Source organism: Epilithonimonas pallida, assembly GCF_900182975.1.
GTDB lineage: Bacteria > Bacteroidota > Bacteroidia > Flavobacteriales > Weeksellaceae > Epilithonimonas > Epilithonimonas pallida.
In genome coordinates, this window is sequence record NZ_FXUO01000006.1 from 232,389 (window position 1) to 244,306 (window position 11,918).

Consider the following 11,918-nt stretch of genomic DNA (forward strand, 5'->3'; position numbering starts at 1 on the left):
CAACAGATAAGATTTATTTTTCAGAAACCTTAGCCTCTTCCCAAAGTTCATCCATTTCTACTAGATTAAGTTCAGCTAGGTTAAGATTTTTGGACACAGCCAACTCCTCCATTTTCTGGAATCTCGAAATGAATTTAGAATTCGTTTTTTCCAAAGCCGTATCGGCATTCAGTCCAGAGATTCTTGCGTAATTGATCAACGAGAAAAACACATCGCCCAACTCCACTTCCTTTTTATCCTTGTCAGTTTCCTGATGAAACTCCTGCAATTCCTCCCGCACTTTTGCCCAGGCATCGTCAGCAGAATCAAATTCGAAGCCAATGCCTTTTACTTTATCCTGGATTCTGTAAGCTTTGATAATCGGTGGCAAACCTTTCGGAACACCTGATAAAATTGACTTATTCCCCTCTTTCAACTTCAGTTTTTCCCAGTTTTGTTTTACTGTTTCTTCATCGTCTGCAACTGTATCACCGTAAATATGTGGATGACGGAAAATCAATTTTTCATTTAGAGAATTAATCACATCAGCGATATCGAAACTCTCCTTTTCAGAACCGATTTTCGCATAAAAAACCAAATGCAGCAACACATCGCCCAACTCCTTTTTGATTTCCTGCAAATCCTCATTCAGAAGCGCATCAGACAGTTCGTAGGTCTCTTCTAGAGTCAGATGGCGCAACGTTTCAAATGTTTGTTTCTGATCCCAAGGACATTTTTCCCGCAAGTCATCCATTATATCGAGAAGCCTTCCGAAAGCTTCCATTTTTTCCTGTCTTGTATTCATAATTATTTTGAATTAAAACACAAAGTCACCAACCATTCACAAGAATACAACCATAGTGAACCTTGTGAAAACTTTGAGCCTTTGTGTTTAAAAGTATTTATTAATAGAACTAATTATTTTTTTTTAAATCCTCTATCACAATATGACGATTGATTTCCAATAATTCCCTTAGAAATTCATCCTGATTTTCCGGCGTAATGTAAAGGTCATTTTTATATTTTGAAAAGATAATCAAACCGCCTACAGAAGTTCCACATTTGTTGAAGCCGCTCCACATTGTTTCCCCGATTCGGATTTTTGTAATTTTAAATATACTGACTCTGAAAATATCGAAGACGACATTCACAACTAATTCTTCACCGTCAATCCTGATTTTAATAAAGAAAAAACTAATTAATAAAACCGAATTGATGAGTAATAAAAAAAATAACATCACCAGCCATGCTGAAAACGGCGTATCAAAATAAGATGTAATTACAATCCAAACAACAAGCAGGCTGATTCCTAAAAATAAAGAACCATAAATCCAATCTCTTTTGCTTGCATAAACTTTCATTAGTGTGATTTATTTTGAAGCATCGGAACAAATTTATAAACCCCGAATTCTTCTTTTTCAAATTGAGTCTCCGAAATTTTAGTAAATCTGTAAAGAATCTGTTCGTCCGTTTTCCCTAATGGAATCACCATTTTCCCTCCGACTTTTAGTTGTTTTAATAACTCCGTTGGAAGAATTTCTGCACCACACGTTACCAATACTTTATCAAAAGGTGCAAATGTCGGCAAACCCTCAAATCCATCTCCAAAACTCTGGAACTTTGGCCTTAGATTCAATTCTCTAAGAATCTTAGTAGAAAAATTATACAAATCCTTTTGACGCTCAACCGTGTAAACCAAAGCCTTCATTTGAATCAAAACCGCTGTCTGATAACCACAGCCTGTACCAATTTCCAATACTTTTTCACCTTCATTCACTTCCAATAATTCGGTTTGTTCGGCAACAGTTGAAGGATGAGAAATCGTTTGTTTCGCAGCAATCGGGAAGGCGCGGTCTTCGTACGCAAAATCTTCAAAAACACTTTCTATGAAAAGATGTCTCGGTACTTCGTTCATCGCAGCAAGAACAAAAGAATCCGTAATCCCGATTTTCTGATGCAGATAATCTATTAATTGTTTCCTTTTGCCTTTGTGAACGTAAGTATCTCTCATTATTAGTTTTAGTTCTTTAATAAATCTTCTGCAATTTCCGAAGTAAAATTTAAAATTCCAAACAGGAATCATAAAATTAAAAAATTATCAAAATATTACCTCATATATAAAATAAAGTTTATAGCTTTGATTGTTTTTTTATTAAAAATTCAAATATATTTTCAATTAACCAATGAAAGAATGGATGTTATGCAGAAAACCCGCGCTTATATCAAAGGAACCGGTTCGTATGTTCCGCCAAAAATTTTAAAGAATGATTTTTTCGAGAAAGTAGGTTCGTCTGACGAATGGATTTTTAAAAATCTTGGAATCCGGGAACGCAGAATTGCCCAAGGCGAAGTGACCAGTGATTTGGCATACAAAGCCGGATTGAAAGCTTTGGAAAACACAGATGTCACTCCAAAAGACATTGACCTGATTATTGTTGCAACCTCAACTCCGGACAGACAAGCACCTTCAACAGCATGTTTTGTACAGGAAAAAATGAAAGCACCACAAGCCGTTGCTTTTGACATTTCGGCAGTTTGTTCAGGTGGACTTTACGGCATTGCTATTGGTTGCCAGTTCATCGAAACAGGAATGTATAAAAATGTGTTGGTGATTGGTGCTGATACTTTTTCAACGATTACCGACTGGGAAAGAAAAGATTCGGTTTTCTTTGGTGATGGCGCTGGTGCCATTTTGTTATCCTCTACAACCGAAGATAAAGGCTTTTTCGATTTCAAACTGCATGCAGACGGCACAGGGAAATACCATTTTAACATTCCGGCTGGCGGTTCAGAAATGCCGGCTTCGGAAGAAACGTTGAAACAAAGACTTCACTATTTTCAAATGAATGGAAAAGAAGTTTTCGAAACAGCAACCAGAGTTTTACCGGAAACAATCAACGAAATCCTGGAAGCCAACCGACTTACTTCTGACAGCGTCGATTGGGTCATTCCGCATCAACCGAGTATCCGAATTTTACAAGAAACAGCGAGAAAAACCAATATCCCATTCGAAAAAGTGATGACAAATATGGATAAATACGCCAACACTTCCGGTGGAACAATTCCAATTGTCCTTGACGAAACTTACAAAAGCGGAAAAATCCAAACCGGAAATATATTACTTTTCGCAGCCGTTGGCTCAGGCTGGACTTGGGGAACTGCACTTTACAAGGTATAATTGATAATTGATAATTGATAATTGATAATTGATAATTGATAATTGATAATTGATAATTGATAATTGATTAGTAAAATAAATCTAGATCAGATTATAATCTATAATCTATTCGTCTATAATCTATTAAGTCTCAAAAATGTTAGATAATCAAACTTTTTTAATTACCGGAATTGCAGATGAAAATTCTCTTGCAATGAAAACCGCCGAAAAAATCTTGAAGAACAACGGCAAAGTTGTTTGTACTGGATTAGGCGTGACCTCATTTCACAAAAATCTATCCGAAAAAGCAGAATCCTTTCTCAATAAAAATTATGAAGATTTCGAAAATGCCTGTAAAAAAGTATTGGGAAATGATGTTTACACCGCGCCACTCGATGTGACTTTGCCAGAAAGTTTAAGTCATTTCGCTGATGATTTGAAAACAAGAAATATCGAACTGAACGGTTTTCTTCACGCCATCGCAATGGACAAAACCATTAGAAATAAGTCTGTAAAACCAATGCTGGAAGTGACTGCAGAGGAATTCAATGATACGATGAATGTGTCGGCATTTTCGCTGGTGACACTTTGTCATTCGTTATTATCTAATGGTGTTTTGCAAAACGGTGCTTCGATTGTTTCGCTAAGTTATATTGCGGCGGAGAAAGTTTCTTTTTTTCCATACATCAATATGAGTATTGCAAAAGCAGCTCTTGAAAGATTGACGATTGAAATGGCCTATGAATTGGGAAAAAAATACGGAATCCGTGCCAATGCGATTAGATTCTCACCTTATATGGGAAGCAAGGCCGGAAACGCAACGCTAAAAGTGGAAGATGTAGAAAGAGCAAACAGAATCAGTCCTTTAGGCAACGCCTCTCCGGAAGATTTGGCGCATGAGATTGTTCATCTTTTCCGAAAAGAAACCAGAATTACTGGAGAAATCCGTCACGTGGATGGTGGATTTCATATTATGGGATAACAATTATAATTTTAAATTAGAGATTCTAAATTTTAGATTTCCAGAAATAATTAAAATAGATTCAAGTCGCAGGCTTTGTGGCTTGAATTTTTATTTAGTTAAATTGCATCATCAAAATTATTTAAAAATTTATGAGACAGATAAAGACAGCTTTGTTGGCTTATGGTGGTTCGGGGAAGTTGTTCCATGCACCGTTTCTTGAGGTTAATGATGGTTTCGAACTGATTGGAGCCTACGAACGAAGCAAAAAAAATATACAAACCGATTATCCCAATGTTAAAAGCTTTAATTCTCTTGAAGAAGTTTTAGAAAGTGATGTGGAATTAGTTGTTGTCAATACTCCAATTGACACACATTTCGAATTCACAAAGAAAGTTTTGGAAGCCGGCAAACACGCTTTGGTGGAAAAAGCTTTTACGACAACTTCCCAAGAAGCGGAAGAATTACACAAATTGGCTAAAGAAAAGAATCTGAAACTTTGTGTTTATCAAAACCGCCGATATGACAGCGATTTCCGAACCGTGAAAAAAGTTTTGGAAGAGGATTATCTCGGAGAAATCGTCGAAGCAGAAATCCGGTTTGAAAGATACAATCCCGAATTGAGCCCGAAAGCGTGGAAAGAAAACGGTAATCCCGGCGCAAGTATTTTGATGGATCTGGGTTCGCACGTGATTGATCAGGCTTTGACATTATTTGGAAATCCTGAGAAAGTTTTTGCTGATATCAGAAAAATACGAGAGAATACACAGATTGATGATTACTTTGATATCCTTCTTTATTATTCTGATAAACGTGTCAGGTTGAAATCGAGTTTTTTTGTTAAAGAAATGACGCCTGCATTTGTTCTGCACGGTAAGAAAGGAAGCTTCCTGAAACACAGAGCAGATGTCCAGGAAGATGAACTGAAATTAGGCAAAGTCCCGAATCGTGAGAATTGGGGAACAGAACCTGAAGACAAAACAGGACTTCTGGTTTATAATGACAGAGTTGTCAATTTCCCTACTTTCCAAGGCAACTATCTGGATTTTTATGATGACCTTTATAATGCTATCGTCAATGACAAAAAAGTTCCTGTGACTGCAAAACAAGCTTTCCATACGATGAAAGTGATTGAAGCAGCGAAGGAAAGTTCTGAGAAAGGTGAAATTGTTGTTTTGTAAATAAATTTTGTTTCGTGGATAAAAAAGATTTGAAAAGGATTTACGATGAATATTTTTCGCAATTAAGAAAAATTATCAATTCTTGGAATTTGATTTCTGGAAGTCCAGATGATGAATTTGATTCGCTTAACAATAAAATTTTGAGCCAACTTTATAAAAACGCAGATGCCGAAAAAATTGACAGAATTTTGCAATCAGAATTAATTTCTACTTATGGTCTTTTTAGCAATGAGTTTGATTCAGAAATTTTTGTGAATCAAATAATGAAGTGGTGGAATTTAAAGTAGTATTTCATCCGTGAAAATTGTATAGATTCTTTCAGAATGACAAACGTTGTGTGTGTGACAAATCTTGTTTTTAAGTAGAATCCGCAGCCCGACTTGAGCGGAAATCCTTTTTTGCTTGTGCAAAAGCCCTATTGAGTGTGGAAAATTTCTGCAAAAAAGATTGGGAGCGGAAGGCGGATTAAGCTGCCCAAATAAATATTATTAAATGACAAGACTCAGAATCGTAAAAAATTCCGGGTCTTTTTTTATTTGGATTTGTGATAATTCTTAAATTTACCTCCTTAAGAAAAATAAGCTATGATAAAAGCAGGACTTGTAGGCGCAGGACATCTCGGGAAAATCCATTTGAGATTACTGAATCAATCTGAGAAATATGAACTGGTTGGTTTCCATGATAAGGATGTAGAAAACGGAAGAAAACTGGAAGCCGAATTAGGTTATAAATATTTTGAAAGTTTCGAGGATTTGCTGAACAAAATCGAGATGCTGGATATTGTAACGCCTACAGTTTATCACTACGATTATGCTGTAAAAGCGATTGAAAAAGGCATCCACTTTTTCATAGAAAAACCTGTAACACAAACACTTCAACAAGCGGAAGAAATTCTTTACAAATGCAGAGAGTTTGGAATCAAAGCGCAGGTTGGTCACGTAGAACGATATAATCCGGCTTTCATTGGTGCGAAAGATTACATTCAGAATCCAATGTTTATTGAGATTCACAGATTGGCGGAATTCAATCCTAGAGGAACGGATGTTTCTGTGGTTTTGGATTTGATGATTCACGACCTGGATATTTTACTGAGTTTGGTTAAGTCAAAAGTGAAACAAATCCACGCCAGCGGTGTTTCTGTTGTGAGCAAAACGCCTGACATTTGTAACGCCAGAATCGAGTTTGAAAATGGTTGTGTAGCGAATCTCACAACGTCCAGAATATCGATGAAAGCAATGCGAAAATCGAGATTTTTCCAGCAAGATGCTTATGTTTCCGTGGATTTTCTGGAGAAAAAAGCAGAAGTTATCCGAATGAAACCGGCGCCGGAAAATCCGTCCGACTTTGATATGATTATCGAAAATGCGGAAGGCGAGAAAAACCAGATCCTTTTCGAATATCCAAATATTCAACCCAACAATGCGATTCTTGATGAATTGGAAAGCTTTGCGAACGCCATTGAAAATGATGTTCCAGTAGAAGTTTCTTTGGAAGACGGAACCGAAGCTTTGAAGGTGGCTTTGGAGATTATGAGGTTGATACAGAAAGGTTAATTTCAGGATTCTGAAAATATGATATATTTACAGCCGGATCAAAAAATTTAAATTAAATAATAATCTTAGAAACATATAATGAAAAACATTGTTGTAATAGGCGCCGGAACTATGGGGAACGGCATCGCTCATACTTTTGCTCAAAGCGGATTTACCGTTAATCTTGTTGATGTAAAGCAAGAGAATCTTGATAAAGCACTGAAAACAATTACCACCAATCTTGATCGCATTATTGCGAAAGGAAATCTAACGGAGGAGCAAAAAAATCAAACCCTGAGCAACATTACAACATTCACGGATCTTAAAGATGCTGCTCCCAATGCTGATCTTATTGTAGAAGCAGCGACAGAAAATCTTGATCTGAAATTGAAAATCTTTGCTCAGATTGATGAATTAGCTCCTGAAAATTGCATTCTGGCAACTAATACTTCATCCATTTCCATAACGCAAATCGCAGCTGCAACCAAACGTCCGGAAAAGGTGATCGGCATGCACTTTATGAATCCTGTCCCGATTATGAAACTGGTAGAAATCATCAAAGGTTACTCTACTTCTAAGGAAACTTTTGATACGATTTTCGAAATGTCAAAACAACTGGAAAAAGTTCCTGTAGAAGTGAATGATTATCCGGGATTTGTTGCGAACAGAATCCTGATGCCGATGATCAACGAAGCCATTGAAACGCTTTACAACGGTGTTGCCGGTGTTGAAGAAATAGATACGGTAATGAAACTGGGGATGGCACATCCAATGGGACCTTTGCAATTAGCAGATTTTATTGGTCTTGATGTTTGTTTAGCTATCTTAAATGTCATGTATGACGGCTTTAAAAACCCTAAATATGCCCCGAATCCTTTATTAGTCAATATGGTAATGGCAGGCAAAAAAGGTGTGAAATCCGGCGAAGGTTTTTACGATTATTCTGAAAGTAAGAAAGCAGAAAAAGTTTCGAAAATGTTTTCGAAATCAATCTAATTAACATTTAATCATAGATTTAAATTACGATATTTAACTTTGTCAAATCGTTTTTTGACAAAGTTTTTTTATTTTTAACCATGATTTCGATAAAACTCAATTCAAAATATGAAAAAATCCTTCAGGTTTTTTTGATCATTACAACCTATGTAATGATCATCCTGAGGTTTCTTTTAAACGAAAAAGGACGTGTAAATCCGGATTCTATCAGATACATGCGGCAAGCAGATATGTTTCCTGTCATAGATAATACAACTGCACCGTTAGGATATTCTTTATTCATAAAATTCTTTACTTTTTTCGGATTGGACGAATTCTGGAGCAGCAAACTGATCGGGATTCTTGCTTACACTTTTATCCTGATCTTTGCTTACAAAAAAAGATTTTTCTTTAAAGAATTATTGATTACCTCTGCCTTGTTCAGTTTTGTAAGCATCTATTCTTACACCATGAGCGAAGCCCTGACATTACCTTTTGTGATCCTTTTTTTTTACACAGCACGCCAAATCATTAAGAACCGAATAAGCCAGGTGAAAGGTATTTTATATCTAAGTCTCTTGCTGATCATACTTCTTAATATCCGTTACAGTGCCTTGTTTTTTTGTGTAGGAAGTTTGATTTTCGGTGTGATGAAAATCGGGAAACATTACTGGAAATCCTTCGCCATTTCCGGTTTTTTGGGAATAGGATTTTACGGACTTTACAAAATAATTTTTATCGATTATTTTAATAAAGATTATGTCAATATCTTTTTGGAAATCGGTTTAAAATCTACTCCACAATTGTTATTGGAACTATTCCAGGGATTAACGACAACATTTAATCCTTTTATTCATATCGCAGATCCCAATGGTGGAATTATCAATTACGGTATCTACGGAATTGGCGCAATCACAATAATGATTATGGTTTTTCTTTTTATCAGAGCCAAAATTTCCGAGACAGAGAAATTCATTCTGATTATTTCATCAGTAACAATTATTTTATCCTATTTTGTTCAGTACGTATATTCGGTTAACGCCATAGATTACCGATTACTGGCTCCTTTTTCTATAGGAATTTGGATTGTTTTTTTGAGGAGAATATTTTTATTTTTTGATGACGCAACTTACAGTATTGCTTTTCTGAGCTTACTGACAGGATTTGTTTTTACATGGTTATCAAAGGGCAATTATCTCGACAACAGAAAATCTATCACACAGTTTCTGACGAGTGAAAAACTCATAGACAAAGAATTAAAATTCTATGTAAAGGATCAATTTGATAATGACGGGCAAACTGCCGAACTTATCAGTACGGTTAATCCAAGGATTTATATCACAGCCAAGGCTTCAGATACTCTTAAAAAAGATGTCCTGACAAGATATAAAGTGGAAAAGAAAATCAATATCAAAAAAAATAATTATCAATAATTTGTTCCGGGAATTTTTCTATCTTTGAAAAATGGAGTGAGAGTCACAAATACTCTGATTTATTTTAAAATTTTATATTATGAAATTACCTAAGTTTTTATTAGCAGACAATTCTGAATTTCCAGAAGATCTTTTTGTAGTACACACAGAGTATCCGCGTTTTATCCTTAATGTAGAAGAAGAGGATGTTGAGTGGTTGGATGACTTGGAAGGAGACGATGAAGAAACTGTAGCTAACGAAGCTACGAAAGTTGTTGAAGAAGCTTTCAAATGGTGTGATGAAGAACTTGCAAAATACGACGACGAAGACGAAGAATAAAATAAAGGAGCTCAAATAAGCTCCTTTTTTATTTTAAATCATAATAATTTTAGATTAAAACACTTAAATCTTTTTAACAATCCCTCATTTGTCTTAATAAGATTGGCAATAATATACACTATTAAAGTTCTTTTGGTACAGATATATTATTTTTTTTTAAGAACTGGAGCAGGTCATTGTATTTCTGTTCATAATCATTTCTACCACATTGATCCGAAATGCTGCAAACATCCGAAGGTCTAATATCCAGAATTGCAGATATTTTTTGTAAAATTTCAAAATTGATCCTGACCTTAGAATTCTCGATATCCGAATAGGATTTTTGGGAAATTCCCATCTCAAATGCCATATACTCCTGTGTCAAATCCTTTTCCCTTCTAATTTTTCTGATATTTTCACCGCACAATTTCATAGCTTTTTGTTTTAGTAGTTTTTAGTATAGTTTAGAGGTAAACCTACTAGTCATACACAAAACTACAAAATACCTTTGTGAAAACATATAATCCTGAGGATGATATTCATTTTTTGGGCAGAAAAGCTTTGAAAAAAAATGGATTCCCTCCTTAAAATATGAATATGGAAACACAAAAATTTTATTACGACAATAATATTGTCAGAGCATTTCTGTATGCTACCGTAATATTCGGGCTTATTGGCTTTCTTTTAGGAATTACCGCTGCGCTGATGCTATTCTATCCGGAGTTGCCAGAGTTCTTATTTGGGACAGATGACACAACTATCCAGAGTCTAAGCAGTGGAAATATACAAGGTCTTATCAGCACGCAAGGAGCCTTGGGATTTGGAAGAATCAGAATGCTCCACACCAGCGCTGTAATCTTTGCCTTTGTTGGCAATTCAATTTTTGCAGGTATTTACTACTCTCTGCAACGACTTCTCAAAACCAGGATGTGGAGTGATACATTGTCCTGGATTCATTTTTGGGGATGGCAGCTGATGATCCTATCTGTTGTTATTACCTTTCTTTTAGGTATTAATACTTCCAAAGAATACGCAGAGCATGAGTGGCCGATTGATATCCTGATCACTGTAGTGTGGGTCATTTTCGGTATCAATATGTTTGGGACTATCGCCGTAAGAAGAGTAAGACACTTATATGTGGCAATCTGGTTCTACATCGGAACTTGGGTTGCGGTTGCAATGCTACATATATTCAATAACTTAGAAGTTCCATTATCTTTCACAGGATGGAAATCATATTCTGCCTATGCGGGTGTTAAAGATGCTTTAGTGCAATGGTGGTACGGTCACAATGCCGTAGCATTCTTTTTAACAACCCCGGTTCTTGGGATGATGTACTACTTCGTACCAAAAGCAGCCGACAGACCAGTTTTCTCATACAAGTTATCAATTATCCACTTCTGGTCATTAATCTTTGTTTATATCTGGGCAGGACCTCACCATTTACAATACACGGCACTACCGGCATGGGCACAAGCAGTAGGAACAGGTTTCTCTATTATGCTGATCGCACCATCTTGGGGAGGTATGCTGAACGGACTTCTTACACTGAGAGGAGCTTGGGATAAAGTAAGAGAAAATCCGGTTCTTAAATTCTTCGTAGTAGCTGTAACTTGTTATGGTATGGCAACTTTCGAAGGACCACTTCTGGCTACAAAGACATTAAACAAAGTTGGACACTATACCGATTGGGTAATTGGTCACGTACATATCGGTGCACTTGGATGGAACGGATTCATGGCATTTGGAATGATCTATTATCTCGTTCCAATCATGTGGAGAACCAAACTTTGGTCTGTGAAATTAGCTAACTGGCATTTCTGGTTGGGAACATTGGGAATTATTTTCTACGCCGTTCCTATGTACATCTCAGGATTCACACAAGGGTTGATGTGGAAACAGTTCAATCCGGATGGGACTTTGGTTTATAAAAACTGGCTGGATACCGTAACGGCAATTCTTCCTTATTTCAAAATGAGATTTGTTGGTGGGCTACTTTATTTCACAGGATCGATTCTCATGGTAATCAATACCATAGCAACCGCCCGAAATGGCTCATTCCAAAAAGAAGTTTCCGTTGAGGCTCCAGCATTGACCAATACCAATAAAACAAGGAAAAACGGAGAATCATTTCATCTCTGGTTAGAAAGAACACCATTGTATTTTTCAATATTCGCGTTTATTGCATTAGCCATTGGTGGAGCGTTGGAAATATTTCCTACGATCTTTGTAAAAGACAACGTTCCTACGATTTCCGCGGTTAAGCCTTATTCTCCATTGGAATTGGAAGGTAGAGACATCTATATCAGAGAAGGATGTAACGCTTGTCACTCACAGATGATCCGTCCTTTCCGTGATGAAGTGGTAAGATTCAACGGGAAAAACGGACAGTACTCTAAAGC

General features: G+C 36.3%; 13 protein-coding genes. 9 read left to right on the top strand and 4 right to left on the bottom strand.

The annotated features are described in order from the left end of the window. Nucleotides 1-13: 13 nt before the first annotated feature. The 3 genes from mazG to QOL71_RS13330 form a co-directional block, all read right to left on the bottom strand. A complete protein-coding gene (mazG, locus tag QOL71_RS13320; protein ID WP_283417396.1) occupies nucleotides 14-784 on the bottom strand; it encodes a nucleoside triphosphate pyrophosphohydrolase in 771 nt (256 codons plus the stop codon). Nucleotides 785-893: 109 nt separating this feature from the next. Continuing rightward, nucleotides 894-1,340 carry a PH domain-containing protein gene (locus QOL71_RS13325; RefSeq protein WP_283417397.1) on the bottom strand — a complete coding sequence of 149 codons (447 nt, stop codon included), beginning with the start codon at nucleotides 1,338-1,340 and terminating at the stop codon, nucleotides 894-896. Next, nucleotides 1,340-1,990: a protein-L-isoaspartate(D-aspartate) O-methyltransferase gene (locus QOL71_RS13330; RefSeq protein ID WP_283417398.1), complete on the bottom strand. Its 651-nt coding sequence runs from the start codon at nucleotides 1,988-1,990 to the stop codon at nucleotides 1,340-1,342. Before QOL71_RS13330 ends, QOL71_RS13325 begins: the two co-directional genes overlap by 1 nt. Nucleotides 1,991-2,179: 189 nt before the next feature. Between QOL71_RS13330 and QOL71_RS13335 the strand changes: the two genes are divergently transcribed. The 8 genes from QOL71_RS13335 (at nucleotide 2,180) to QOL71_RS13370 (ending at nucleotide 9,537) form a co-directional block, all read left to right on the top strand. Beyond that, nucleotides 2,180-3,157 (top strand): 3-oxoacyl-ACP synthase III family protein, encoded by a 978-nt coding sequence (locus QOL71_RS13335; RefSeq protein ID WP_283417399.1) that lies wholly within the window; start codon nucleotides 2,180-2,182, stop codon nucleotides 3,155-3,157. A gap of 136 nt (nucleotides 3,158-3,293) precedes the next feature. Then, nucleotides 3,294-4,118, top strand: coding sequence for an SDR family oxidoreductase (locus tag QOL71_RS13340; RefSeq protein ID WP_283417400.1), 825 nt, complete (start codon nucleotides 3,294-3,296; stop codon nucleotides 4,116-4,118). Between the two features lie 131 nt (nucleotides 4,119-4,249). After that, nucleotides 4,250-5,278: a Gfo/Idh/MocA family oxidoreductase gene (locus tag QOL71_RS13345; protein WP_283417401.1), complete on the top strand. Its 1,029-nt coding sequence runs from the start codon at nucleotides 4,250-4,252 to the stop codon at nucleotides 5,276-5,278. Nucleotides 5,279-5,292: 14 nt separating this feature from the next. Next, nucleotides 5,293-5,565: a hypothetical protein gene (locus QOL71_RS13350; RefSeq protein WP_283417402.1), complete on the top strand. Its 273-nt coding sequence runs from the start codon at nucleotides 5,293-5,295 to the stop codon at nucleotides 5,563-5,565. Between the two features lie 297 nt (nucleotides 5,566-5,862). Next, nucleotides 5,863-6,831, top strand: a complete 969-nt coding sequence (locus tag QOL71_RS13355; protein WP_283417403.1) for a Gfo/Idh/MocA family protein — start codon at nucleotides 5,863-5,865, stop codon at nucleotides 6,829-6,831. A 78-nt stretch (nucleotides 6,832-6,909) separates the two neighbouring features. After that, nucleotides 6,910-7,806, top strand: a complete 897-nt coding sequence (locus QOL71_RS13360; protein WP_283417404.1) for a 3-hydroxyacyl-CoA dehydrogenase family protein — start codon at nucleotides 6,910-6,912, stop codon at nucleotides 7,804-7,806. A gap of 80 nt (nucleotides 7,807-7,886) precedes the next feature. Next, nucleotides 7,887-9,218 (top strand): hypothetical protein, encoded by a 1,332-nt coding sequence (locus QOL71_RS13365; RefSeq protein ID WP_283417405.1) that lies wholly within the window; start codon nucleotides 7,887-7,889, stop codon nucleotides 9,216-9,218. Nucleotides 9,219-9,297: 79 nt separating this feature from the next. After that, nucleotides 9,298-9,537, top strand: a complete 240-nt coding sequence (locus tag QOL71_RS13370) for a hypothetical protein (RefSeq protein ID WP_120213461.1) — start codon at nucleotides 9,298-9,300, stop codon at nucleotides 9,535-9,537. Between the two features lie 121 nt (nucleotides 9,538-9,658). On the opposite strand, the gene QOL71_RS13375 is transcribed toward QOL71_RS13370, so the two are convergent. Then, a complete protein-coding gene (locus QOL71_RS13375) occupies nucleotides 9,659-9,949 on the bottom strand; it encodes a helix-turn-helix domain-containing protein (RefSeq protein ID WP_283417406.1) in 291 nt (96 codons plus the stop codon). A gap of 164 nt (nucleotides 9,950-10,113) precedes the next feature. Between QOL71_RS13375 and ccoN the strand changes: the two genes are divergently transcribed. Next, the coding region (ccoN, locus tag QOL71_RS13380; protein ID WP_283417407.1) for a cytochrome-c oxidase, cbb3-type subunit I at nucleotides 10,114-11,918 on the top strand (1,805 nt) is incomplete at its 3' end.